The sequence below is a fragment of the Calditrichia bacterium genome (assembly GCA_020634975.1).
Lineage (GTDB): Bacteria > Calditrichota > Calditrichia > RBG-13-44-9 > J075 > JACKAQ01.
In genome coordinates this window covers 510,778-537,279 of record JACKAQ010000003.1, presented here as the reverse complement: position 1 = coordinate 537,279, position 26,502 = coordinate 510,778, and the positions used below count along the sequence as shown (strand labels likewise).

Genomic DNA, 26,502 nt, shown 5'->3' with positions numbered 1-26,502 from the left:
GAATATCACCCGTAAAAACGGAGGTTCGCATGAAAATTGCTGTATTTGGATTAGGCTATGTTGGCTGCATTTCTGCAGCATGTTTTGCTCGCGCAGGGCATAAAGTTACCGGTGTGGATGTAAGTGAAGACAAAGTGAACATCATCAACGATGCCAAAAGCCCGATTATTGAGCCGGGTCTGGAGGACATCCTGTCCAGCGTGGTAAAATCCGGACAGCTTCACGCGACGACAAATTTTAAAGAAGCCGTCGCAAATTCAGATATTTCATTGGTTTGCGTGGGCACGCCGAGCGCAAAAAACGGCAGCGTTACGCTGGATTACATTTATCGCGTGGCGCAGCAGATTGGCGAGGCTTTGCGAGATGTCGATCATTATCACGTGTTCGTAATTCGCAGCACGGTGCCGCCGGGAACCCATGAACGTTGTCTGCAAATTATCGCGGAAGCATCCGGCAAAAAAGCCGGCGAACATTTTGGGGCATGCTCCAATCCGGAATTTTTGCGCGAAGGTTCTGCGCTAAAAGATTTTTACAATCCGCCTTACACAATTATTGGTGAAATGGACGAAAAAAGCGGTCAATATCTGGCGGAAATTTACAGCCATCTTGATGCACCGCTGGTTCGCACCGATGTAAAAGTTGCGGAAATGGTCAAGTATGCCAACAACACATTCCATGCGCTGAAAGTGGCGTTCGGCAACGAAATGGGCACCATCTGCAAAGCGGAAGGCGTGGACAGCCACAAGCTGATGGACATTTTCTGCATGGATACCAAACTGAATCTCTCGCCGTATTACCTGAAACCGGGATTCGCATTTGGCGGCTCATGTTTGCCCAAAGATGTGCGCGCGCTAACTTATCGCGGACGTGACAACGATCTGGATTTGCCGCTGCTCAATTCGATCATGCCGAGCAACCAAAGCCACATCGAACGGTCGATCGAACAAGTTATCGATTCCGGCAAAAAGAAAGTTGGCGTGTTGGGACTGAGCTTCAAAGGCAACACGGACGATTTGCGCGAAAGCCCGATGGTGGATGTTGTTGAGCGCCTCATCGGAAAAGGATACGATCTCAAAATTTACGATAAGAATGTGCACCTCGCCCGGCTGTTTGGCGCGAATAAAGAATATATCAACAACAAAATTCCCCACATTTCCAGCCTGATGGTTGCGGAAATGCAAGACGTTGTGGATCACGCCGAAGTGCTGGTGATCGGCAACCACAGCCCGGAATTTAAAGAGCTGGTGCAAACGCTGGAAGGCGATAAATTGGTGATCGATTACGTCCGCATCGTCAAAGAACTGGATAGCATCAAAACCAAATACGACGGTTTGGCGTGGTAAAAAATAACTGGAAACGGTAACAAATGATTGTTCTCGAATACATTTTTTGGGTGCTGGTTGTGCTGCTGGTTTACCCGTATCTCATTTATCCGGCGTTGCTTAAGCTGATGATAAAATTGGGCTTACGCGCCGGTGAGCCGCAGTCTGATTCATCCAATTTGCCACGAGTTACCTTCATGATTTCCGCATATAACGAAGAAGCGGTGATCGATGAAAAATTGCGGAACACGATGGCGCTGGATTACCCCGCAGACAAATTCGAGGTGATTGTTGTTTCCGATGCCTGTGACGATCGCACGGATGACATCGTTCGGGAATGGTCTGCGAAAGATGCGCGCATCAAGCTCGTTCGCCAAAACGAACGGCGCGGCAAATCCGCCGGACTGAATCACGGTGTGGCTGCAGCAACCGGCGATGTGATCGTATTTTCCGATGCCAACGCCATGTATAAAAATGATGCCATTCGCGAACTCGTGAAATATTTTGGCGATGCCAAAGTCGGTTACGTGATGGGCGCTGCGCTTTACAACCAAAGCGAGGGCGATACCGAAGCCACCGAAAGCGAAGGCTTGTATTGGAAATTTGAGCTGTTGCTCAAAAAACTGGAGAGCGAATTTTATTCTGTTGTTGGCGGCGACGGCGCCATTTACGCGATTCGCAAAGGGCTGTTTTTTCCGCTGCGCGATGATGACATCAACGATTTTGTGAATCCGCTGCAAATTGTGTCAAAAGGCTATCGCGGCATTTTCAACGAAAAAGCGATTTGTTACGAAGACGCTGCAGAAGAATTTGGCAAAGAATTCAAACGAAAACGGCGAATCGCCAATCGCAGTTGGCGGGCGGTAAAACGAACCATCGGTTCGTACGGGATTTTACGGGATGCACCATTTCTGTGGGAATTGGTGTCGCACAAAGTGATTCGCTGGTTCAGTATGCCGATGATTATCCTATTGTTTTTGATAACTTTAGCTTTGGTGATTCCATCCCAAAATGTGTTTTACACCGTTGCGCTGGCGGCACAAATTTACATGTTTGCGGCAACGTTTATCGGCGCAAAACTGGATGCACAGCAACAATCGATTCCGAAATTAATCTATCTACCATACTATTTTTACCTCGTTTATTACGCAGCAATGCTCGGCATTTGGGACGAGCGGAAGGGAATCAAGCATGCAGTTTGGAATCATGTACGAGATGCTGAAACAGTTGAAAGCGCAGCAAAAACCGCAAATGGCGCAACAAAACAATCCGGCGCCGCAACCGGAAATCCGGCAAAAGCCTCGCAAAATTGATGCGTCCACAATGGTTTGTTTTACCGAATGCGGTGGTTTTGTGATTACCCGTTCAAAAGAATAAGCATTTGTTTTTTATGCTCTTACAAGTTGAACGATGTTTTGTAATTGGGGTTACTGCCCATGCAGTAATGACCCAAAAGTTGTAACATCGTAAATCGCAAAAATTGATTTAACCATATATTTTTTATCCTTTTTCTTTTATCACTTATCCTTTGAAAACAGGAGTTCTCGCAAATGTGCGGAATTGTTGGCATATACCATTTTGATACAGAAAAACACGTTGAGCAGCCGATCCTCAAACGGATGAACGACGCCATCGAGCATCGCGGACCGGATGACGAGGGATTTTTCACCCAGTTCAACGTCGGGTTGGCAATGCGGCGATTGAGCATCATCGACCTCAGTGGTGGGCACCAGCCGATTTTTAGCGAAGACCAGCAAAAGGTGATCGTGTTTAACGGCGAAGTGTATAATTTTGTGGATCATCGCCCGAAATTGGTTGAAAAAGGCTACAAGTTCCAGACAAAAACCGATACCGAAGTGGTGTTGAATATGTATCAGGAGCACGGGCTGGATTTTGTGAAACAGCTCAACGGCATGTTCGGTTTGGCAATTTGGGATAACACCGAAAAACAACTCGTGCTGGCGCGGGATCACATTGGCATCAAACCGCTGTATTATTATCGCGATGATGAAAAAGTGGTGTTCGCTTCCGAAATCAAAGCCATTTTGCAACACCCGGATGTGAAAGCAGAACTGGATATGCAGGGGCTCAGCGCATTTTTGAAATACGGATTTACACCTGCGCCGTTTACGATGTTCAAAAATATTCACAAAATTCCGCCTGCGCACTTTATGCGGATTCGCGGGCGTGATATCCAAATCACCAAATATTGGGATGTAGCCTATCGCGATAAAATGACGGGCAGCGAAGAACAAATCGGCGAACAACTGTATGATCTGCTGAAAAGTGCCGTGAATTATCAACTTGTTTCCGATGTGCCGCTCGGCGCATTTCTCAGTGGTGGCATCGATTCCAGCGGCATCGTGCATTTGATGAAAGAAATTGGCACGAAAACCATCAACACTTATTGCATCGGTTTTGGTGAGGGTTTCGATTCGTATAACGAATTGGAATCTGCAAGCCGCTTTGCGAAAGATTACGGCACCAATCACCACGAAATTCTGGTTCGTCCGGATGTGGTTGATTTATTCCCGAAGCTCATCGGGCATCTCGATGAACCGCTGGCGGATTCCTCTTTTCTGGTTACATACCTCGTTTCAAAATTGGCGCGGGAAACCGTCACCGTAATTCTTTCCGGAGTGGGCGGGGACGAGCTGTTTGGCGGCTATCGCCGATATTTACAATGTGCAAATGAACAAATATGTGAAGTTGATGCCCGTTTGGTTTCGCCGCAACGTGGTAAAACCGATGGTTAACCGGTTGCCGGTCGATCGCAACAGCACGGTGCTCAATTATTTCCGGCTGGCGAAAGCGTATTTCAATACGGCGGATATGGCGTTGCAACAACAATACGGCGAATACACCTCCGTTTTCAAAGATGATTTCCGGTCGCAACTCGCGTTGGAAAATCGCGATGTGCCCGATTTTTATGATCAATATTTTGACGGCTGCGACTCGGATGAACTGCTCGATAAAATCATGTATTTCGATTTGAAAACATCGTTGCCGGAACAATTACTGATGCTCAGCGACAAAATGACCATGACCGTTTCGCTGGAAGGGCGGGTGCCGTATCTGGATTATCGCGTGGTGGAATTTGCGGCGCGAATTCCCTCCAATTTGAAATTGAACGGATTCAAACTTCGGCACATCCAAAAACAGATTTTCCGCAACAAATTCCCGGATTACGTGTTCGAACAAAAGAAAAAAGGTTTTGGCGCGCCGGTTGGTGTGTGGATTCGCGAAGAACTTCGCGATATGTGTTACGATTTGCTCGGCAGCAGCTACATCCAAAAACAAGGTATTTTCAACCCGAAAATTGTGCAGGAAACCCTGGATGACCATTTTGGGATGAAAGAAGATTATACAGACAACCTGTTGGCGCTCATCGCATTCCAGATTTGGTATGAGCAATATCTGGCGTAACTGTTCCCAAACGTGGGATTTTTTACTCCTGTAACCGTGATTTTACGCAAACCGGAATTGAGGTTTCATGCTATTTTATCTCGATATGCTAATTGTTCGGGTCGACTATTCATTTAATTCTCCGGGATGAGATAAATTGAGCAAAAACATACTCAAAACACTGATGTTAGTTCAAGTTGTGCTGGCGCTGTTTGTTACGGCTTTTATGGTTTTTAACCCCATCGCCTTCCTCAAAGCGAACACGATTCAAACTGCAGATATGCAACAAATGATGCAGTTGAACAATGCTGAAGCCGCTGATGTTTCCGAAGTTATCAGCCAAATTCCCTATCGCAGTGGTCAAACCTACACGGTGGAGCCCAAAGCCAGATTCGATGAAATTTTGGCATCCGGTCGCGGAAATTGCTCAAATAAATCGTATGCGTTGGCATATTATTTACAACAGCGGGGCATCAACTACAACATAGTGCACTTGCTAATTCCCAATAAATTTCTGGATGGGGAAGGCCATGTTGCGATTCAAACCACTTATCTTTTGGATAGCACCGCTTATGATGGCGTTGTGGATATGTACGAGGGTGGTTTACCGAGCTACCAAAATCGCTTCATAAATGTTAACGATATGATGACTGCCGGATTCAATGCGGACGAATTTAAAATTTACGGACTCAATCCAAAAGTGAACGATCGATCCAGATACTATCTGGATTTTCTGGATAGCGCAGTTGTCGGATTGACACCCTCCAGCGAAGTAAACGCACATTTCGATTGGATTTCATCGATTTTTATACCGTTGGGCAATCGGAAACTGGAAAAGTTTATTTATGACGGGCTTGCGCTGGAATTTGGACGGCATCCCAAAATTTATGTTTCTGAAGCCGATTATCAACGATTATTTACCGAAACCTCGCTTCGGCGATTCTTGAATATTGCCGCACTTTGGATTATTCGCATTTTGAACCTGACATTTCCGCTAACATTATTATTTTTTGTGGTTCGCACTAAAAAATCCTGATTGCATTCCGACAATTCAATAATGTATAATTATCAGCATTATCGAAATTCAACTGCAAAACAACCGCTTTTATGAAACAACAGCTATCACTTATCATCAAAAAATTGTTTCTGCAAATTGGCGTTTACGGTTTGATCCGTAAATTTTCGCCAAATCAAAACATTTCAATTTTGCGATACCATGCGATAGTTTCTCCGGAAGATAATTTTTACACATCGCCGCCGATTGCGCTTTCCGCAGTTGAATTTGAGGCGCACGTCCGTTATTTTGCAAAATATTACACCGTGCTATCGCTGGACGAAGCTGTGGACATCGTTCGCAGCGGACAAACGCCGCCGCCAAACAGCGTGGTTTTCACATTTGATGACGGTTATCTCGATAATTTGGAAGCCGCGCGACTTTTGAACAAATATGGTGCGAACGGCACATTTTACGTTGTCACGGAAGTAATGGGGCGCAAAACACGGTTTTGGCTGGCAGAAGTGACCTATTTGATATTGAAAACCGGAAAACCCGAATTATCGATAACCGCTGCGGATGAAACGTTTCACTTTACATTGAGCGATACATCATCGCGCTGGAAGGCGATTCGCACACTGGTGCGACTGATCAAATCGAACAATCGCGCCGTTCGCGATGCGGTGATATCGCAACTGGTCGAGCAGCTTGGCAGCGATCAGTTGCTGCAGGAAGTTACCGATTTGATGCTCGATTGGTCGCAAGTAAAGCAAATGCATGAGATGGGAATGGTGATTGCCGCACACACGCTGTCCCATTTAAATTTGCCAAACGCAGATCCCGAAGATGCACAAAAAGAAATCTCCGGCGCAAAAGCAGAACTCGAAAAACAGCTTGGCAAACCGTGTCGCCATTTTTCCTATCCCAACAGCGGCCCGTACGAATATTTTAATGAACGTATTCGCCAATATGTTATCGATGCGGGATTCGACAGCTCCTGCACTTCAAATCAGGGATTTTTTCATCCCCAGAGTGATGTGTTCGCTATCGACCGGGTACGCACCGTGCCGGAACTTGCCGAAGTTATTCATGGAATGGAGTGGGAGCGCATTTCCGGCGCGAATAAATAATCGCTAAACAAACTGAAAAATAGTATCGAAATGGATCACACAAAAACGATGGAAAACATCGCGACTTATAAAGAAATTGTCGAAGTGCTGAAAAACAGCAACGTTCGCTACAGCCTGTTACGGGACAAAAATCCTGACGATCCGGCGTTGGATGAACTGGATGTCTTGATTTGGCCGGAATCAAAAGATGAATTTGAACAGCTCGTTCAGCAAAACGGATTTGCGCTCCGTAACGATGCACCATCGAAAGCAGTGTTTGGTAAATTTGACAACGGAAAATTGCTGTTGCTCGATGTTCACTATGCCCTTATCCAAAACGGAATCAATTATTTGCCGCTCGATGGCATTTACGAACGGTTGGAACATTCAGCGCAAGGGTACCATTTGCTTTCTCCGGAAGATGAACTGTTACATCTGTTTTATCACAACCTAATTGGCAAAAAGTGTTTGCAGGTAAAGCATTTGAGTATGGTCGAAAAATGTTTGGTGGAACCGTTGGATCAACATTATCTTCGGAAAAGCATGGGTAATCCGGTTGTCCAATCGGTTTTTGAGAAATTTTGCGCAGATCCTGCAGCGTTTTGTAACGATCTGGCTTTTGCAAATTCACAGTCGCAAATGATTGCTGATGCACTGAAAAAAGATGGACAATCCCAAAATCATTCAACAATACCTTCATCCGGGAAACAAAAACGCGGTGTGCATATCGCATTTATGGGTGTAGATGGCGCCGGAAAAAGCACTACGGTGGAGCATGTTCAGCGTTTGCTGGATGAAGCTGGAAAAATTAAGTACCAATTTGTTTACATGGGTCCGTGGGGGTTTGTCCGTTCGCCTTTGCTCAAAAAAGTGTACGAATGGAAGCTGTTCCCGCCGAAAGATGATTGGTTTGATTTGATTCGGCAAAAATTATCCGGTAAAAAAGTATCACATTCTTTACTGCCGATGGTTGCCAAATGGCTGAGTGGGACGCTCAAAGGATTTATCTATTATTTTGCAGTATATGTAGAAATGTGGTATCGCTACCTCCGGGAAGTAAAGCCGAATGTGGCGCGTGGGCGCATTGTGCTGAGCGATCGCTATGTTTACGACCTGCGCTATATTTACAAAAAACGACCGATCAACCAGTTTCGCACCTGGCGCTGGTTTGTCTGCAAATTTTTTCCCCAACCCGACCGTGTGGTGTTTATCTGGAACAATGCAGATGATATCATTTCCCGAAAACCGCAGCTTGGAGCGGAGGAAATCAACGAATTTCAGGCGTATTACCGCAAAGTTTTGGCAAATATCCCGACCATCGAAAAACAATCGAACCGGGCACCGGAAGAAATCGCGGCGGAAATTGTTGAAGAAATCATGAAAATTTACCTTAGTCAGTAAATCAGAGGTGTTTCAAGAATGATTATTTTTCAAAATATGACATAACGCACCTATCCATCTGGGTGCGTTAATTATTTTTGCACCTTCGTCTTAAAAAAGGGAAACCTGAAACAACATCAACTGCCAGAGAAAAATTTCTGTCAGCTAAGATTTTGTTTCAAAAGGAAATAGGGATATACGCACAGGAAAGTTACGCTACGCCATGAATGATAGAACTGCACCCCGCCTCACACTGTTTGTTCTCTGTATGATTTTATTTTCCATTTTATCGATAACAAAGATTTTTGCTCAGACCGTTGGGTATCCGATTTCTGGCATATCTAATGAAACGATGCGCGCTAATCAGAGCAAAGTTTTTTGGCATGATGGCTATTGGTGGGGATTATTCCACAATTCTAACGAGAAAAGAAGAGCCGTATATAAGTTTGAAAATGGAAGCTGGACAGAAGCTTACGTTTTCAACACTTCGTTGGGAACTGCATTGTATTTGGATGGATTCATCGATTCTCAAAACGATAAATTATACGTCGTCGATACCCGGCGATCAAAATTTTGGCGGTTGGATTATGACGGAAGCAATGGCACCTGGTCAACCGGTGTTGATAATGTTACCGTTACCGTAAATAACAGCTCAGATAACGTGGGGTGTATCGTTAAAGCGAACGATGGTGATATCTTTATTTTTACAACAGATTCCGGTTTAAAAGGGTGGCATAGCTCGGATGATGGAAGTAATTGGACAGCTTTTACGATTGATGGTTCATTGCCCGGCGGCCTAACAGATGCAGTTGCCTTTCGATATAATAACACAGATTATGTTGGAATTTTGCTTGCCGAAAACAGCACACCTTATGATTTCAGATTTTATAAACTGGCTGATAGTGACAGTCCAACAAGCAGCGGAAACTGGAATAGCGAAACACTAAATATCGGAACGGATCGCGCGGATAATCATTGCAGTTTGATCAAAGATTTTGATCAAAACTTATATATGATTGGCAAATACACCAGCGGGCCTACGCCACTTGTTTTGTTTGAGAGAAGTAGTTCTACCGGCAATTGGACTAAATATGATGTCGGTGTCAATTTCTTACCCAAAGGATCAGGCGTTGACGATATTTTGGTGGAAGACGGGCGCCCTGCACTCAGTTTCGATGAAACCAATGATAAGCTATACTTATTTGCCCAAATTGGTTTTTTTATTAAATATGCTACGCTGGATAAAGGAAATCTTGGAAATATCAGCAACTCAAACTGGTCAGTTGTTTTGCAAGAAGGCGAAGATCAGTTTACGGACTTGTCTGTTTCCTACCAGCAACTCGGAAGTGCAACAGATATGATGGTTCTTGGCTCAAATAATAATAGCGGAGAGGTCTGGTATAATACCATTGATTTGAGCTTTTCAGCATCGGATCCGCTCATTATTTCAGAAGTGAACAGTACCGATAATCCCGATGCTTCCTATCTCGAAATCTACAACACTTCCGGATCAGTTATCAATTTGGCAAATTACGAATTGCGGTATTACAATAACAATAGCACTTCTCCAACAACACAATCACTGAGTGGTACGATTTTAGGTTACGGATATAAAGTGCTCGCAAAAAACGGCTCAACATATAATTCGACGTACGGCGGAACGGCCGATTTTACAAATTCCGGTTTCGTCTTTGATGGCGGAAAAGACGGTATTGCATTGGTAAACAACAACGCCGGCAATCTCGAAAAAAACGGGATTAACAAAACCAACGCTGTCGAAGTTGTTGATCAATTCAATGATGCCGGTGGCGAGATGGAAAGCTGGTCTTCCGGGCAACTGTTTGAGCGCACCCGCTGGCCAAACGACGGCTCCAATATTTATCTTGATTATGATCGCTCCCGCACCACCAGCGCCGGAACCCCCGGCGGAACAAATGATACCAGCCTGCCGGTGCTGCTCAGCTCCTTTGCCGCAACGGTTGAAAATAACCGGGTAAATTTACAGTGGGCAACTTCCGCAGAGCTTGATAATTTTGAGTGGATCATCGAACGGCGAATGAACACAGACGAAAATTTCCACGAAATCGGGCGAATGGCCGGCAACGGAACCACCAACGAACGACATGAATACGACTTTCTGGATGCCGCGGTTCTCGAAGGCAATGCATACGAATATCGCCTCTCGAATGTGGATTACAGTGGGCAAATTAATCAATATCCCCAAATTGTCCGGGTGAACATCACTGCAGGCAGCATCGAAGATTTCCAATTGTATGCCAACTATCCCAACCCGTTCAACGGCGAAACCAACATTCGTTTCCGCATCGGCGAACCGACCAAAACCACACTGGTGGTTTACGATATCAACGGTCGGGTGGTGAAAACGATTTTCTCCGGCGAGTTGAATCAGGGCGAGCATATTTACAGATGGGATGCCACTGATAACCTTGGCAATACAGTCGCTTCGGGATTTTATCTCGTGCGATTGAGAACAGATAATTTCTATAAATCGGTAAAAATGATTTTGGCGCGCTAACAAGCTGTAAAATATAATTTTATCAATGTTTACAAACGATAAATAAAACCCTGCAATAAAACATTCACGATTTTATTATCCTTTAAATTCCCGTTACGGATTGTCGCGAACGGGAATTTTTTTGCCAACGAAACCCTTCAATCAACATTTAGTGTGTGCATATCCAATCGCATTTCCAAATTGCGAAGCCAGCTTCATTGTTGGAATTCTGCTGCTGAACGCTTTGAACGGGTGAGCCAATCGATGATAAAAAACTGCTCACGGAACACCGGTACACCAAAAAACATAAAATAATAGTCATAAAAATCAGCTGCCGGTTGTATTTTATTGATACATCACAGGGTTGTTTTATCGATTATGCCTGAATAATTGTGGCAGCAAAATATTTCACCTGCTGGGGAACAACGCACCGCTGATGCAGTAATTCCGGGATGAATCAAACTGCCTCTTTTAATCCAAATATCATGAAAAGAATAAACGAATGAACGACAGCTTATCCCGCCATAGCGTTCGCATTTGTTGCCAAATATGTTTCGCCATCTGTTTTTGGCTTGCAACAGCAAACGCGCAAACCACCGGTCGGGAAATTCCGGGTGTTGCCAAACAAACCCTGCGTTCAAACCAAAGCAAAGTGTTTTGGCATGACGGGTTTTGGTGGGGACTTTTTGTGAAATCCGGCGACGGTAGCAATCGCTATATTTACAAATACGATAACGGAAATTGGGTTGAATCCTTTTTATATGATAACAGCCTGGATGAGGTATCGTATGTTGATGGCTATATCGAATCGAAACTCGATCTGCTGTTTATTGTGGATACGGCACAATCCCGTTTTTGGCGGCTGGAATACAATAATAGCACCAAAAACTGGTCGCTCGGGGTTGGCCCGGTTGCAGTTACGACGACTTCAAATAACAATCATGCCGGATGCATAACCCGCGCAAACAATGGCAGATTATTCATTTTTACATCAAATACTGCAAATTCATTGCAGGGTCAATTCAGCGATGACAACGGCGCCACCTGGCAATTTTTTGATATTTTGAACGAATTGAATTCCCGGAGCATGACCGATGCAGTGGCCTTTCGCGATCAACAAAATGATTATATCGGTTTGGTTCTTGGCGAAAACAGCAACTCACCCGAATTCCGGTTTTTCAAATTGAAAGATGGCGATGATCCGGCAATTCCCGGTAACTGGGTAGAAGAAGGTTTAAACTATGGATATCCAGAATTTACCGGCGATAACCACGTTAGCATCATCAAAGATTTTGAGCAGAATTTGTATCTGGTCGGGAAGTATGGCGGGCTAAGCCCGGCCGGCGTTACGTTTGCGTTGTTCCGGCGCAGCATCAGCGATGGCAACTGGTCCGTGTTCAATGTTCAGGCGCCCGGTGGAACCCGCCCGGCGTTAAGTTTGGATGAAACCAATGACAAATTATACATCTTTGCAACGTTGAACAACAGCATCCAATACGTTGCGTTGGACCGAAACAGCCTCAGAGATATTGTAACCTCAGACTGGATTCCCATCATTCAGCACGATACGGACGGATTTAATGACCTTTCCGTATCGTATCAGCAGTTGACCGCAACCAGCGATGTAATGGTTATCGCCGCGAACGATAGTGCCGGCAGTGTATGGTGTAACATCCTGCCGCTGAATGCCGAAAATGCTCACCCGCTGGTAATTTCCGAAGTTAACAGCGCGGGAAATATCGATGCTTCATTTGTGGAAATTTACAACACCACTGCATTAGCGATAAACCTTACCGGATATTCGATGATCTATTCAGATGACGATAACCCGTCCCCGGCAACCCAGGCTTTGAGTGGCACGATTGATGGATTCGGTTACAAAGTAATCTGCCGGAATGCCACCGCTTTCGCAGCTGAATATGATATCACTCCCGATTTCACAAATCCGGGATTTACGTTTGATGGCGGAAGTGACGGCATTGCGTTGATAGCTGATGATCTATCCACCGCTATCGACTATTTCAATGCGCACGGAAACGCAAAGCCGGAATGGTCACCGCGACAACTGTTCGAGCGAAACCTGATACCCAACAATGGCGAAAATATTTATATCGATTACAACCGTTCCGGCATAGCCGGTGCCGGAACGCCGAGAGCACCGAATCTCACCAATCGTCCGGCGGTGCTCACTTCTTTTTCTGCAACTGTGGCGGATAGCCGGGTAAACCTGCATTGGGTCAGCGCAGCGGAATCGGGAAATCTGGAATGGATTATCGATCGTCGTGAAAGCACCGAACCCGAATTTCGGGAAATCGGGCGGATGCCCGGTGTTGGCGATATCGCCAAAGTGAGCGAATATGACTATCCGGATGGCGCAATTTTCAGCAATAGCAGCTACGAATACCGTTTATCCAGCATCGATTCCGATGGACAAAAAATTGCCTATCGCCAAATTGTCCGGGTCGTTATCGCGGCGGGCAGCATCGAAGATTTCCAATTGTATGCCAACTATCCCAATCCGTTCAATAACGAAACCAATATTCGTTTCCGCGTTGGCGAGTTGCTACAAGCCCGGTTGATAGTTTACGACATCAACGGACAGGCGGTGAAAACCCTTTTCTCCGGTGAACTGAATCCGGGTGAGCATATTTACAGATGGAATTCGACCGATAACTTTGGCAATACAGTCGCTTCGGGCTTTTATCTCGTGCGATTGCGAACAGATAATTTCACCAAAACGATCAAAATGATTTTAGCCAGATAATTGCGCTTGCGCACCGGCTGGTTCCAAAAATCAACTAAGTTTTCACAGAAAATACGCCGATAATTTGATTTCCCCAATTATCGGCGTATTTTGTTGACCCGATTTTATCGTCGCAATCTGATTCAAAAAATAGCGGCAAGACAATCATTTTACAGAACAAATCAATGGAAATTATCGCAACCGCACCAACTGAAACACAATCTCCGGAACTGACGCAAATTTTTGACGCAGTTGCAGCACACTACGAAACGCTCCGCGATGGCCAAAACGATACATCCATCGAAGCGGGAGAGTTGCGCATCGACTATTTTCAAAGTGGGCGAAATGTGGTTTATCGCGTGCACGGCGAGCGGCTGTGGTATCTCAAAATACCCAAAAATGGCAAAACAGACGGACTGATTGGGGAGGCACGCGGCTATCGTTTTGCGAACGATGTTTGGGAACAAACGCCCGCATATTTGCCGGTCGAAGCCGTTGGTGTTTCGCATTCACCGGCGTTTATTGTTTCAGCGCAGGTGCAGGGTGAGCAGCTTAATCAGGTGATTTATCGGTCATGTTGGCAACCGGGCAGCGGCATTAAACAAATGCGCGCCGTTCTCGGCGATTTTGGCGAAATGCTGGCGTTATTCCACAAAAACGGTATTTCGGCGAATGCGCCAACCATTTCCAAATCACTCCATCAAAAACTGACCGATCGCCTCAAAAAAGCTAAAAAGCTCGATGAAACCGGTAAAAAAATAGAAAAATGGCTGGCAACGCATTCGCCGGTCGATCCGCAACCAACGCTGATTCACGGCAACTGTACTTTTCGGAATGTGCTGGTTCACAACCATCGCGTTCATCTATTGGATTACGAAACCTGCGGTACCGGTTCACGTTACAATGATTTGGCAAGAATGTGCAGTGATATTCTTTTGACACGGACCGCGCTGATTTTCCCGTGGCGAAGGGCGTACCGTTTGCTGGATGTGTTTTTGCAACGCTACCACGACGTTTATCCGATCGAGAAATCGTTATTGATGCAGTTTGTCAGTTTATATTTATTCGAACGATATGTTCAAGTGTATCTCGTCAAAAAATCGAGCGAAAGCATTGCCGGAATGCCGGTTTCCAAAGCTGCTCTGCGCCGGTTGCTCGATTCGTTAATTGTTGAAAATATTGAAGATGTATTCAAGAATATTTCATTATGATTCATGCCGTCAAATTATTACTGTCATTCGGGTTTTCGGGATTTTTCCTGTATCTCGCATTCGACAAAATTGATATCGGCAGCTTTTGGAGCTCGCTGATGCGGGTGAGCTGGCTGACGATTATCGCTGTTTCGGCGATGGCGGTGATGTCCATGTTTTTGCGGGCATGGCGCTGGCGAATACTGCTCCGCCCGGTAAAAGATATCAGTTACAGCACTGTTTTCACCTACACGATGATCGGTTTCATGAGCAATAATATTTTACCGGCGCACGCCGGAGATTTCCTGAAACCGTATCTGCTCGGGCTGAAAGAAAATGTCAGTGGATTTGCGACGCTCGCAACTGTACTCGTTGAACGCGTATTGGATGGCGTTGGACTGATCATCATTTTTTTGCTGGTGCTGCCATTTGCACCGTTGCCGCAATCATTGCAATTGGGTGGTTTGGCAATTGGCGCGGTTCTCTTTTTGTTGATAGGATTGATGATTATCCTTTCCTCCGAGAAAAGCCGTTTGCGCAAAATGTTGCTGCAGATCGTCGAAAAGTTGCCCAATCGCATCCGCAAAAATGTTGCAGAAAAAGTGCAGATGTTTCTGTTTGGGCTGACCGTTTTTCAAAATCGCGCTCAGATTTTCAAATTATTGCTCATTTCTGCATTCGTTTGGGCGCATCTCGCAGCCACAATTTTCATGATTTTGAAGGGCTATCCGATGGGCTTGGACATTCCCGGCTGGGAATTGGCCATCGCATCCGTGATAACAATTGTGGTGCTGGCGTTCGTGATTGTCTTGCCATCTTCGCCCGGATATGTCGGTATTACACAAATTGCGTTTATTTTTTCACTCGGTTATTTTGGCATTCCGGAAGCGGACGCCGTTGGCGCATCAGTCATTTTTAACCTGACTCAATATATCCCGATCACCGTTTTGGGCATCATATTCTTTTTCAAAGAAGGGTTGTCTTTCCGGCAAATCCGCAAAGAAGTGCGACAACATTGATAAAGGATAAAGAATAAATTTTTAAGTATGAATTTGTATTTTTATTCTGAAATGTAAACTATTTTCCCAATCGCCAACCGCAGATATTTCCCGCCCCAAAAGTATTTTTCAATCAAATCTCGAAATATTTTTTCCAAAATATTCATTTTCAAATAGCTGTAATTATTGAGTTTATCTATTTATATAATCTGACCTTTATCCTTCACCCTTTATCCTTCATCCTTTCTTTTACCTGACTGGCAACCCTTTTGCAATAGCTGCATTCGGAATAAAAATTGGGAGCGGAAAATCGTGAAACGGATTTTATTTATTATCATTTTAGGGATTTGGGTGGGCAGCGTTGCCGGGCAAACCGGACAATTGACAATCGTTTGGGATCAAAATACAGAGCCGGATATCGCAAGTTATCGCGTTGAACGGTCGGTGAATAACGGCAGTTTTGGCAGCCTGCAGAATGTCGCACATCCCGCAACGCAGGTTGTGGACAACAATGTTACGCCCGGAAACAGCTATCGCTATCGGGTGATTGCCATCGATGATGGCGGGTTGCAGAGCAATTTTTCCAATACAGCCGAAGCGGGCATTCCGCAAATTTCGCTGTCGATCAGCTCCGTCAGCAACGGCGGGGATACGACCATCGCTTTCAGCAGTTTTTTGAGCGATCCGGACGGTTCGCCGGGTGATTTGACCATCACCATTTCGCAGGAAAGCAATATTTCAGTTGCGGTTGAAAATACTGCGCTGCGATTAACGCCGCCATCAGGATTTACGGGTGCGGCTTCGTTCACCATTCGCGCTGTCGATGACGATGGTTTTTTCGATGAACAGACCGTCAATTTTTCGATTGTTGAAGGAATTGAGCCAACGCAAATTAGTGTGTCGATTCCGGATGTGCAATTTGCGGAAGACGGAAGTTTCGCAATCACGATGGATACATGCGTCACCGTCGACAATTTTACAGCATCGCAAATCAGTTGGCAATTTAGCGGCGATGCAATGCTCAATCTGCAATTTAACGCTGGCATCCGGTTGCTGACCATTCAGTCCACCCAACCGGATGTTAACGGGCAGGCAAGTTTTACAGCCACGGCAACCGCGCCGGATAACGCCAGCGCAACCGATAATGTGGCTGTCACCATTTCTGCGGTGAACGATCCGCCGGTGATCAATTTGTCGCAGCTCAATCTCACCAGCGATCCCAATCAAAACGAGATCGATTTGAAGCAATATGCCAGCGATGTGGACGACGCGACGGTCGATTTGCGCTGGGAATTTTTGAATTTCAACGATTTCAGTTTTGAGTGGGTTGATCAAACCAACGATATCGTTCGGATAACGCCGCCATCTGCCGGTGGAACGGAAACGGGCACGTTTCGTGTTCGCGATGTTGCCGGTGCAACGGTTTCCGCGCAGGTGACGCTCATCGCGCCGGGCGTCAGTAATTCGACGATAACCATCACTATTCCGCCACTTGTATTCGAAGAAGACGATTCGCTGATTCTGCAACTGGACGATCACGTAACGGTTACCAACTTCACACCTGCGGAGTTGCTGTGGAGTTTTTCGGGAGGTAGCAATTTACGGTACACGTTTCGTGCGCTCGATCGTTCGTTAAAAATAGAATCGCAATCGCCAAACTGGTTCGGGCAGGACGCTTTTCAGGTAAGCGCCACTGCCCCGGATCAGAGCATCGCCAGCGTGAGTGTTTCGGTGAATATCCAATCGGTGAACGATAGACCGGTGCTTTTTTTGGATGAATTGCGGATTCCGGATATTTCCAGCAACACGTTCGATTTGAAAATTTATGCGGATGATGTGGACGATCCTGTGCGCTCGCTTAATTGGTCGTTTACCGGTTACAGCCAGTTCACGTTTGAGTGGGAAAACGAATCGGAACGCATTTTGCGCATCGTTCCGCAGGGCAGCAATGTTGTTGAAAGCGGCATTTTTGAAGTGACTGATCCGCATGGCGCAGCATTTCAAAAACAGGTGACCATTTTGTATTCGGAGCAAAATACGCCGCCGCATCTGGTTTTTTCCGGTCCGCTGACGATTGCGGAGGACAGTGTGCTGGTGCTCGATTTGCGAAATCACGTTGTCGATTCCAGCAATGTTTTTACTGAACTTACGTGGGAATTTGCCGCATCTGAAAATCTGGATATTATTTACAGACGATCAGACGGAACGTTGACAATCCAGCCAAAACCGGACTGGAGTGGTGAGGCAAATCTGGCGGTTCGCGTGGGCGATCCGTTCGGCGAAACCGATAACGCGACGGTGCAGGTATTCGTTTCGCCGCGCAACGGTATCTTTAATTTGACGCTGCAGGATTCAGATAACGGCGATATTCGCATCAGTTTCAACAGCGAATTGTCATCGCGATCCGAGCTGCGATATTGGCGAAATCCGGCTCAGATTGAGCAGTTGGGCAACAGCAATCTGGCGACCCAACATTCATTTCTGATGACAAATTTGCTGCCGCGACAGCAATATTTTTACGAAATCCGGCTTCGCGATGAACAAAATGCGCTGACCGTTTTACTGGATTCGCTAACCACCGGCGTTTTCCGCAATGAGCAAGACCCGAAAGAGGTGACGGAGCTGATTGTTTACCCGAATCCCATCAAAACGGCGAAAGGTCATTCGGAGATGATTTTCCGCAATCTGCCGGAAACCGTGCGGCGCATTGAGCTGTATTCACTGGTCGGGCAAAAAGTGTACGAAGCCAGCTTGAGCGGGCTTGAATCAGATTCCTACCGCATCGATGTGCTGGAAAATGCCGACCGTTTGCCCAGTGGTATTTATGTGTATCAGGTGAAGGATGAAAATTCGCGAGTCCTCAAACAGGATCGCATTGTGGTGATCCGATAAGATATATTGCGGGGCGGGCTTTGGTTCGCCCCGTTTTATTTGCGGGCGCGAATCATCAAAAACAATCCGCCGGCGAAAAACACCATGTTGCCGATCCACGCACCCAGCCACGGTTCCAGTGTTCCGTTGTGCCCGAGCACCTGCCCGCTGCGCATAAACAGGAAGTAAACAAAGCTGATCAGCAGTGCCAGTGCAAATCCCAATGCCGGACCGCTGCGGCGTTTCCGCGATGCGAGTGGTGCGCCAAACAACACAATAATGAAATTTGCGAGCGGATAGGAAATTTTCATGTATAAATCGACGATCCATTTCCGGGCATCCGCACCGATCGATTCCATTTTTTCGATAAAGCTTTTCAGTTCGACAAAATTCATTTCTTCCGGTTTCAATTGCAAGTCGATGAGGTCTTCTGGCAAAATTCGGGTGTCCATATATCGGGCGCTGTCCACCCGGGTTACGCTTTCGCTGCTGTCGCGGAACACGCGTTTGGTGACGTCGTGCAGTTCCCAAACATTCAGCGAATCTCGCCAGAGCATGTATTTTACATCCCAGCGTTCCAGAATATTGGTGCCTTCTTTCCAAACGATGTTCACATTGTTGGCGCGCTGTTTCCCGACATCGTAATACAGAATATTTACCTGCCGGTCATCGTAATCCTGAACGGCAATTTGTCGCTCGGTGCCGCGTTTTTCGCGCGATTCGTTGCGGATATCGTATCGGTAAATATCCAGCCTCAGGCGATTGGTTTCCGGCACCACTGTTTCACCGGCAAATCCGGAGATGCAACTGATGATCAGCGCCAAAATTAATATCGGCAGCACCACGCGATACAAACTGATGCCGGCAGTGAGCGTCGCAACCAGTTCGTTGTATTGCGCCATCGTACCCAGAGAAAACAAGCTACTGAGTAGCATGTTTACCGGCAGCGTTAGCTGGATGATGTAGGGGATGTAATACACGTAATACAACGCAACATCGACAAAGGTGGCGTTGCCGCCCAAAAATTTATCGAGATGTTCGACAAAATCCACCACAATAAAAATGGCGATAAAAGCCATTGTTGTGTAAAAAAGGATCGCCAAAAATTTGGAGATAATGTATCGGTCAAGAATTTTCATAAGTGTATTGTTAACAATCGTTTTTGCGAAAAAAACAGCGCAGTTTATTCGTTTGATTTAAAGAAAAACTGCAAAAATTTGGGCAGTTTTTCCCATTGGATAAAAGTGGTTTCGCGAACCGTGCGAATGGTCAGATACAGACCGAACACCCCGACAACGATGTTGGGGAACCACATCGCCAGTGCCGGATGGACCATTTGCCGGTCGGCAAGTTCTTCGCCGCCAATCAGGCAAGCCCAATAAATCAGGAAAAACCCGACGCTGAACGTAACACCGACGCCCAGCGAACCTTTGCGGGCGCGAATGCCCAACGGCGCGCCGATGAGCACAAACACGATGCAGGCAAACGGGATCGAGAATTTTTTGTAAATTTCAACCTGATATTTGTAAATCTGGCGATTGTAGTGATCGAGGTTGCTTTGCTGATTTTTCATGCGCTGGGTGGTCGCCTGTATCTGGCGCATGGCGCGCGCGCCGGAGCGGCGGTACGTCATTTCCGGCACTTCTGGCATGGTCGATTTTTCGGTGAGCCAATTGGCAACGCTGTCCGGCTGGGGCACCAGCTTGGCAATTTCCCTATCCAGCGATGAATCGGTCTCAGCAATTTTTTTGCGATAGCTGAGCACTTCGGCGTCCATCATCGCGATGGTCATTTCCCGGTCCCCGCGACTGCCGGATTCCGCTCGTTTGAACACCTGCTCGGAGGCTTCCACGTTGAAAACATTTTTGTTGAAACGGAGTCGCCGATACTCCGTATAATCTTTAGCATCAACTTCGTGAATTTCGCCGTCGAACAGGTTAAAAATCAACTGTTCGCGCTGAGCATCGAACACCAGATAGCCATAATCCGCGACAACCGTACGCTGCATTTGCGGGTTGCTGTAATCAAAAATCGTGATATGCTTCAGCCTGTCCGCACCCGGTGGAAAATAATCCGGGCGGACAATATCAACATTCTGGGATTCAAAATTCGCCATCGGACGGTCAATTTCTTCAACTAAAATATTGATATTCTTGATTTTAAGATAAATGCCTTCTTCCAGTTCGAACGTCGGTTTTTTTTGGGAAATGCTTCGCGCGAGAATGCGGGCACGGTGGTTAAATTCCGGCAACACGCGATCGTTATACCAAATCATCAACAGCGTTAAAATCGTTGCCCACACCAGCGATGGCGTAATAATGCGATACAAATTGATGCCGGAAGATTTGAGCACGGTAATTTCGTTGTCTGCGGAAAAGCGCCCGAATGCCATCAGCGCGGCAATCAAAACAGACATCGGCACCGCCAGCGCCATCATCCATGCGAGGTTGAGATAGACAAATTCAAAGATGGTGGAAACCGGCAAGCCTTTGCCAAACAATCGCCCGATGTGCTGGACAATAAATTTGGTAACGAACACAAACATGATTACCGCCAGCGCAAAAAAGAACGGACCGAGGTGTTCTCTGATAATGTATCGTTGTAATATTTTCATTCAGTTCACTTTAATAGCGTTTCGCTGACGCTGAATTTCAGAAAAAACAAATTTATACCTGATGAACAGATTACCCAAATGAAAACACTAATTTTTTTTGAACCTAACACTTTAACAAATTGCGTCCGGCAAATTTCATTACTACATTGAACCATAACGGATTTGGATTCCGGCAGATATTAGCGACCTGATTCAGAATTAATCCGCATCCTCAAATGCTTCGCTTCCAATTGCCAGTTAGTATGGTTTTTTAATAAAAAAAGAAATGTTTTTTGATAAAAACTAAAGTTTTTTGTCAAAAATACGATCAGTAAATTATTCCAGATCTTCGTCATTAAGCCGTTATTTTTACTCAAATTTAGACACATTAATTTTTTCTCATTTAGCCACAGGTTTACCCATGTTTCCCGAGTTACAAAACACACTCAATCTGCTCGATCGTTTTATTGGCGATTACCCCGTTTTTATGTATCTGACGGATGCAGACGATAGTATTGTGTGGCTTAACCGGTATTTTTCCAAAGAGTTTCCTGAGATTAAAACGGGGCAACCATCCCAATGTTTAAATATTTTGGAGCCCTGTGAGGCGGTTTGCGAAGGTTGTGAAAAAGCAGATCCGGTAGATACGCCGGGCGCGTTTTCCCGTACAATTTACAGCAGCAACAAAACCGCAACGCCGGGAACCAGCTATCTGGAATTTTTCAGCTTTCCGGTTTACAACCGCGAAAAGCAAAATCTGGGCACGCTTCGGGTCGGGTTCGATGTCACCCAAAGTGAAGAAATGAAAGATCAGCTCCGGGCGAAGGAAAAACGCTATCGTGCGATTGTCGAAGGCACGTCTGATGCCATCATTTTTATCGATCACGAAAACCTGATTCGCGAATGGAATGCCGGCGCTGAAGAAATTTTCGGATACTCGACGGATGAGATTGTCGGGCAATCCATCGAAAAAATTATGCCGGCAGAACTGATTGAAATGGGTGAGTTGACCTATCTCAACAGCGAAGTCCGGCGACGTGGCGTGCTCAAGAAATACGAAACACAGCGCCGCTGCAAAGATGGAAAATTGGTGTATGTGGATATTTCCCGGAACGAAGTTTACGACGAAGATGGCGATTCGATCGGCGTTTCGGAAATTTTAAAAGACATTCACGCCCGCAAAGATCTCGAATTCGAACTGCTGCGCACCATTCTGGAATTGTCCAAACTTAATGAATTGAACGAAATTTTATACCGCATCCACGATGAACTGGATATCATGCGGATCACGCTCATCGCGATTACCGCGGGGCAGGGATTGCGATTTAACCGTGCGTTTATTTTACTTGCAGATCAGGAAAATAAGGTGCTCAAGGGGCACCTCGCCATTGGCCCATCGGATGAAGATGAAGCGAACCGCATTTGGACGGAGCTGAATCACGAACACCATTATTTGCGCGATATTGTCCAGATTTACAAAATTGACCTCAACGGCGCTGATAAAAAAGTGAACGAAATTGTCGGGCAAATTTCTGTGCCGATGGATAGCAGCCCACATATTTTGTTGGAAGCGATGGAAAGACGCAGGGTGATTCGCGTAAAAGAAGGCAAGGTAATGGGCATCACCGATCCGCTGTCGATGGTGATTGACGACCGGAGTCTTCTCGAACTGCTCAACAGCCGCGATTTTGTCATCGTTCCGATATTCACCAAAAAAGAGCAACTCGGTGTTATTATTGCAGATAACTGCATCAACAATCGCGAAATCAGCGGTGAGGATGTGGAAGGGTTGCGTCTGTTTGCCAGCCTGGCTGGTTCTGCGCTGGAAAATGCGCGGCTGTATTCGGCGTTGGCGGAACGCATTAACGAATTGCAATCTGCCTACAAACAGTTGGAAGAATCACAGGAGCAATTGTTACGCGCTGAACGGTTGGCGGCGATTGGCGAAATGTCTGCCAAAGTAGCACATGAAATCCGTAATCCGCTGGTTTCCATCGGCGGTTTCGCCCGGATTATCGAGCGCAAAATTTTGGATGACCCGAAATTGAAGCAATACGCTGGCATCATTCGCGAGCAGGTGGAAAATCTGGAAAATATTTTGAACAATCTGCTCGGTACTGCCAATCCGCGTCCGCCGGAAAAACGTACGGTGGATGTCAAACAATTGTTGGAGCAGGTTGGGCACACGATGTCGCATGTGATTGAACAAAAAAATATTGCGCTGAATTTCGCGTGGTCGCCGGATGAGCAGCACACCATTTTGGGTGACCCGAAAATGCTGTATCAGGCATTGCTGAATCTGATCAAAAATGCGGTGGATGCGTTGGAAGCCCGCGAAAATGAAGCGGAAATATCGCTGCAATCGCAAATCGAAAATGGTCAGGTTGTTATTTCCATCGCCGATAACGGTCCGGGAATTCCACCGGATCAAATGAATAAAATATTCGAAAAATTTTTTACCACAAAATCTCAGGGAACGGGGTTGGGATTATCCGTCGTTCAGGAAATTGTAAATTCACATCGCGGAACGATTTCTGTGGAAAGCGATCCGCAATCGGGCACCGTTTTTCGCCTGCTTTTCCCGCTAAACCCTGAGTTAAGTAACGTTCTTACACCATAATTTCACAGGAGGAATCGACATGTCAAAAGTCTTGATTGTCGAAGATGAAGTCGCCCAACGGATGCTGTATGAAGCAGAAATCTCCGAAATGGGCTTCCAAGTCGTTTTAGCCAAAGATGGCGTAGAAGCAGTTGAAAAACTGCGCGAACATCAACCGGATGCCATCATTTTGGATCTGATGATGCCAAACATGCATGGGCTGGATGCCATGCGCAAATTGTTGAGCATCAACCCTAATATCCCGGTGATAATCCACACGGCGTATTCGCACTACAAAGATAATTTCATGAGCTGGGCTGCAGAAGAATATGTCGTAAAATCATCTGATCTTACCGAATTGAAAAGTGCATTAAAGCGCGTTTTAACAACAGGTTATGTAGTTCGGTAATTCCGCTGTTTTTTATTCTGTTGATTTTAATATATTCGCGACATATATTATTTTTTTGCAGGATATCTTTGAAATAACATCTACGCTCAATTATTGACGCAGATGAAAACTTGCACCAGTGAACGGGAAGCGCGGTTAAAATCCGCCACTGCCCCGCAACTGTGAAGGTGTACGAAAGCTCAAAAGAGCCACTGTTCCGGCTAAACCGGAATGGGAAGGCGAGCGAGTAGGTTGAAGCCGAAGTCAGGAGACCGGCTGGTGCAGGTGACCCAAATAAATCTTCGAGGGGAGATTGGGGTTTCTATAACACGGAATTTATAGAGTTGAGTGAATAAAACCCCAATGTTGCTTCGGTACAACCGGACAGTGGGGTTTTTTTATGTACCGCACATTGTTGAAAATTGCAAAACGGATAATCCAACAAGTCCGGTTTTTCGGCATTGCTGGGCTGCTCGGTTGCTCCGGTTCTGTGCTGGCACAACCGGCTGTCGATTCGCTGCATGTGTTCAAATCGGATACGGTGAGAATTATCGGCAGCGCGCCGTTGCTCTCCGAAATGGATTTACCGACTGATATATCACGCATCCACCTCTCGAAAACGCCCCAAGATGCCGGGCTATCCGAAGTTCTGTCTCACCAAAACGGATTATTTCTGAAAAGCTACGGTGGCAATGAAGCCACCCAAACCATCAGCATGCGCGGACTTGGCGCAGAGCATACCCTCATTTTGCTGGATGGTGTGCCACTAGGTAACGCCCAGTTGGGTGTGTTGAGTTTGGGCAATTACAATTTGACCGGTTTCTCCGAAATCGATATTTATCGAGGCGGCAATTCCAGCCTGTTCGGGAGTGGCGCGGTTGGCGGTGTGGTGAATATCCGGATGGCGCCGCCGCAGCAGGATTTGCAATATCAACTGACTACCGGCGTCGGTGCGTATGGGCAAAAATCTGTATCGGCGAGCCTCGGGGTGCCGACAGGTAAATTGCGGCATTCTTTCGGATATCAAAAAAACGACAGCGAAAACCAATACGCCTTTTTGCTCGATTCCCAAAATTTCAATCGACGAAACAGCGATTTTTCGAAAACCCAGCTGGATTACGCCGGATGGCTGCCGTTGGGCAGAAAACAGATGTTGACCTGGCAGGCGCTTCACATCAACAATGAACATGGCGCACCAAATGCCATTACCGCTGGAGAAGGATTTCAGGGGCGCGCCCGGTTTGTTGATGAGCAATTGCTGCTGCGATTAAAATGGGATGCCAGATTTTCGGGAAATAGCCGGATCAGCGCGCAATTGTATCGTCGAAAAGATTGGCAGCAATTCAACGATCCGGATCTGGTGATCAACGGTGATCCGCTGAACAGCCGCCACGTGAACGAAGAATGGGGCGGAACCCTGCAATTCCGCCATAAAATATCAGCGGCATGGCAGGCGTTTGCAGGGTTAGAAGCTAGCAGCGCAACTGCGACGAGCAGCGATCTCGATGAATCGCCGGAGCGCCAAAGGGTAGCCGGATTTGCGCTGATCGAATGGCTGAAACCGTTCAACTCGCGCTGGATGTTGTCTGCGCAGGGCACTGTTCGCGGCGAATATTTTTCAGATTTTGGTTCAGTGGCGCTGCCAAAAATAGGCACGAAACTGCATTACCGGAATTGGTACGGATTTGCATCCGTCGGGAAAAATTTTCGAGCGCCAACCTTCAACGATTTGTATTGGCAGCCTGGTGGCAACCCGGATTTGCAGCCGGAATCCTCTGTTTCCTCGGAAATTGGTATTGCGGGTGAGGTGCGCTGGCACGGAAAATGGCAGCCAAAAGTGAATTATTATCACACCACTTTGGATCAAATGATACGCTGGGTTTCCGCTGCGAACAACATTTGGCAGCCGCAAAATCTGGATAATGTGCGTTCTCGCGGCATCGAAACCAGCCTGAATTTCACAACTCCGACTGAGTGGCTAAATGCAAGTTTTCATTACAAATACGGGCTTTCCGAACTGACCGGAACCGCAGCTGCAAACAGCCAATTGGTTGGCAATCGCTTGCCTTATCTGCCATCCACCGAAATCAGCGGTATGGTACAACTGCAGTTCGCAAATGTGCAACTGGGCAGCGACTGGCAGTTTGCCAGTTTCCGATTCACAACGCTGTCCAATTTGCCTGCGCAAGTGCTGCCATCGTATCAATTGCTGAATGTATTTGCGAGTTACAACATGCCGCTTGGCACATATAAATTTACACTTTTCGGGAAGCTGGACAATCTGCTGCGCGAGGAATTTCAGCTAATCAAAGGGTATCCCATTCCACTGCAGCAATGGAAAATCGGATTGAAAATCGCATATAAATAAGCTGTTCAACTTCAATATTTATAATAG

General features: G+C 46.3%; 17 protein-coding genes and 1 riboswitch. Of the genes, 15 read left to right on the top strand and 2 right to left on the bottom strand.

Going from position 1 to position 26,502, the window contains the following annotated elements:
* Nucleotides 1-29 precede the first annotated feature (29 nt).
* From H6629_19875 to H6629_19820, 12 genes are all read left to right on the top strand, one after another.
* On the top strand, nt 30-1,343 hold the full coding sequence (locus H6629_19875; protein ID MCB9070039.1) for a nucleotide sugar dehydrogenase: 1,314 nt from the start codon (nt 30-32) through the stop codon (nt 1,341-1,343).
* Between the two features lie 23 nt (nt 1,344-1,366).
* Nucleotides 1,367-2,635 carry a glycosyltransferase family 2 protein gene (locus tag H6629_19870; GenBank protein MCB9070038.1) on the top strand — a complete coding sequence of 423 codons (1,269 nt, stop codon included), beginning with the start codon at nt 1,367-1,369 and terminating at the stop codon, nt 2,633-2,635.
* A gap of 237 nt (nt 2,636-2,872) precedes the next feature.
* Nucleotides 2,873-4,078 carry an asparagine synthase (glutamine-hydrolyzing) gene (gene asnB, locus H6629_19865; protein MCB9070037.1) on the top strand — a complete coding sequence of 402 codons (1,206 nt, stop codon included), beginning with the start codon at nt 2,873-2,875 and terminating at the stop codon, nt 4,076-4,078.
* Nucleotides 4,035-4,748: an asparagine synthase gene (locus tag H6629_19860; GenBank protein ID MCB9070036.1), complete on the top strand. Its 714-nt coding sequence runs from the start codon at nt 4,035-4,037 to the stop codon at nt 4,746-4,748. Before asnB ends, H6629_19860 begins: the two co-directional genes overlap by 44 nt.
* Before the next feature lie 136 nt (nt 4,749-4,884).
* Nucleotides 4,885-5,763, top strand: coding sequence for a hypothetical protein (locus tag H6629_19855; GenBank protein ID MCB9070035.1), 879 nt, complete (start codon nt 4,885-4,887; stop codon nt 5,761-5,763).
* 71 nt (nt 5,764-5,834) lie between these two features.
* Nucleotides 5,835-6,851 carry a polysaccharide deacetylase family protein gene (locus H6629_19850; GenBank protein ID MCB9070034.1) on the top strand — a complete coding sequence of 339 codons (1,017 nt, stop codon included), beginning with the start codon at nt 5,835-5,837 and terminating at the stop codon, nt 6,849-6,851.
* 30 nt (nt 6,852-6,881) lie between these two features.
* Nucleotides 6,882-8,231 (top strand): hypothetical protein, encoded by a 1,350-nt coding sequence (locus H6629_19845; GenBank protein ID MCB9070033.1) that lies wholly within the window; start codon nt 6,882-6,884, stop codon nt 8,229-8,231.
* A gap of 331 nt (nt 8,232-8,562) precedes the next feature.
* A complete protein-coding gene (locus H6629_19840; protein MCB9070032.1) occupies nt 8,563-10,746 on the top strand; it encodes a T9SS type A sorting domain-containing protein in 2,184 nt (727 codons plus the stop codon).
* Between the two features lie 481 nt (nt 10,747-11,227).
* Nucleotides 11,228-13,489, top strand: a complete 2,262-nt coding sequence (locus tag H6629_19835) for a T9SS type A sorting domain-containing protein (protein MCB9070031.1) — start codon at nt 11,228-11,230, stop codon at nt 13,487-13,489.
* A 164-nt stretch (nt 13,490-13,653) separates the two neighbouring features.
* Entirely contained in the window at nt 13,654-14,679 is a 1,026-nt protein-coding gene (locus tag H6629_19830; protein MCB9070030.1) for a phosphotransferase, read from the top strand.
* Nucleotides 14,676-15,677, top strand: a complete 1,002-nt coding sequence (locus H6629_19825; protein ID MCB9070029.1) for a flippase-like domain-containing protein — start codon at nt 14,676-14,678, stop codon at nt 15,675-15,677. Before H6629_19830 ends, H6629_19825 begins: the two co-directional genes overlap by 4 nt.
* A gap of 291 nt (nt 15,678-15,968) precedes the next feature.
* Nucleotides 15,969-18,548 (top strand): T9SS type A sorting domain-containing protein, encoded by a 2,580-nt coding sequence (locus H6629_19820; protein ID MCB9070028.1) that lies wholly within the window; start codon nt 15,969-15,971, stop codon nt 18,546-18,548.
* Between the two features lie 35 nt (nt 18,549-18,583).
* On the opposite strand, the gene H6629_19815 is transcribed toward H6629_19820, so the two are convergent.
* Both H6629_19815 and H6629_19810 read right to left on the bottom strand, forming a co-directional pair.
* A complete protein-coding gene (locus H6629_19815; GenBank protein MCB9070027.1) occupies nt 18,584-19,666 on the bottom strand; it encodes an LptF/LptG family permease in 1,083 nt (360 codons plus the stop codon).
* Nucleotides 19,667-19,710: 44 nt separating this feature from the next.
* Nucleotides 19,711-21,141: an LptF/LptG family permease gene (locus H6629_19810; protein MCB9070026.1), complete on the bottom strand. Its 1,431-nt coding sequence runs from the start codon at nt 21,139-21,141 to the stop codon at nt 19,711-19,713.
* Between the two features lie 400 nt (nt 21,142-21,541).
* Here H6629_19810 and H6629_19805 point away from each other — a divergent pair, with 400 nt between their 5' ends.
* The 3 genes from H6629_19805 (at nt 21,542) to H6629_19795 (ending at nt 26,475) form a co-directional block, all read left to right on the top strand.
* Nucleotides 21,542-23,740: a PAS domain S-box protein gene (locus H6629_19805; GenBank protein ID MCB9070025.1), complete on the top strand. Its 2,199-nt coding sequence runs from the start codon at nt 21,542-21,544 to the stop codon at nt 23,738-23,740.
* Nucleotides 23,741-23,759: 19 nt separating this feature from the next.
* Nucleotides 23,760-24,128: a response regulator gene (locus H6629_19800; GenBank protein ID MCB9070024.1), complete on the top strand. Its 369-nt coding sequence runs from the start codon at nt 23,760-23,762 to the stop codon at nt 24,126-24,128.
* A gap of 99 nt (nt 24,129-24,227) precedes the next feature.
* Nucleotides 24,228-24,403, top strand: a riboswitch (cobalamin riboswitch).
* 104 nt (nt 24,404-24,507) lie between these two features.
* A complete protein-coding gene (locus H6629_19795) occupies nt 24,508-26,475 on the top strand; it encodes a TonB-dependent receptor (GenBank protein MCB9070023.1) in 1,968 nt (655 codons plus the stop codon).
* Nucleotides 26,476-26,502: the final 27 nt, after the last annotated feature.

Excerpts from the sequence above, each read along its gene's own strand:
- H6629_19870 (MCB9070038.1), top strand. The coding sequence starts at position 1,367 with ATGATTGTTCTCGAATACATTTTTTGGGTGCTGGTTGTGCTGCTGGTT.
- H6629_19805 (MCB9070025.1), top strand. The coding sequence starts at position 21,542 with ATGTTTCCCGAGTTACAAAACACACTCAATCTGCTCGATCGTTTTATT.
- H6629_19800 (MCB9070024.1), top strand. The coding sequence starts at position 23,760 with ATGTCAAAAGTCTTGATTGTCGAAGATGAAGTCGCCCAACGGATGCTG.
- asnB (MCB9070037.1), top strand. The coding sequence starts at position 2,873 with ATGTGCGGAATTGTTGGCATATACCATTTTGATACAGAAAAACACGTT.
- H6629_19825 (MCB9070029.1), top strand. The coding sequence starts at position 14,676 with ATGATTCATGCCGTCAAATTATTACTGTCATTCGGGTTTTCGGGATTT.
- H6629_19850 (MCB9070034.1), top strand. The coding sequence starts at position 5,835 with ATGAAACAACAGCTATCACTTATCATCAAAAAATTGTTTCTGCAAATT.
- H6629_19845 (MCB9070033.1), top strand. The coding sequence starts at position 6,882 with ATGGATCACACAAAAACGATGGAAAACATCGCGACTTATAAAGAAATT.
- H6629_19835 (MCB9070031.1), top strand. The coding sequence starts at position 11,228 with ATGAACGACAGCTTATCCCGCCATAGCGTTCGCATTTGTTGCCAAATA.
- H6629_19840 (MCB9070032.1), top strand. The coding sequence starts at position 8,563 with ATGCGCGCTAATCAGAGCAAAGTTTTTTGGCATGATGGCTATTGGTGG.
- H6629_19815 (MCB9070027.1), bottom strand. The coding sequence starts at position 19,666 with ATGAAAATTCTTGACCGATACATTATCTCCAAATTTTTGGCGATCCTT.
- H6629_19860 (MCB9070036.1), top strand. The coding sequence starts at position 4,035 with ATGCCCGTTTGGTTTCGCCGCAACGTGGTAAAACCGATGGTTAACCGG.
- H6629_19795 (MCB9070023.1), top strand. The coding sequence starts at position 24,508 with ATGTACCGCACATTGTTGAAAATTGCAAAACGGATAATCCAACAAGTC.
- H6629_19810 (MCB9070026.1), bottom strand. The coding sequence starts at position 21,141 with ATGAAAATATTACAACGATACATTATCAGAGAACACCTCGGTCCGTTC.
- H6629_19875 (MCB9070039.1), top strand. The coding sequence starts at position 30 with ATGAAAATTGCTGTATTTGGATTAGGCTATGTTGGCTGCATTTCTGCA.
- H6629_19830 (MCB9070030.1), top strand. The coding sequence starts at position 13,654 with ATGGAAATTATCGCAACCGCACCAACTGAAACACAATCTCCGGAACTG.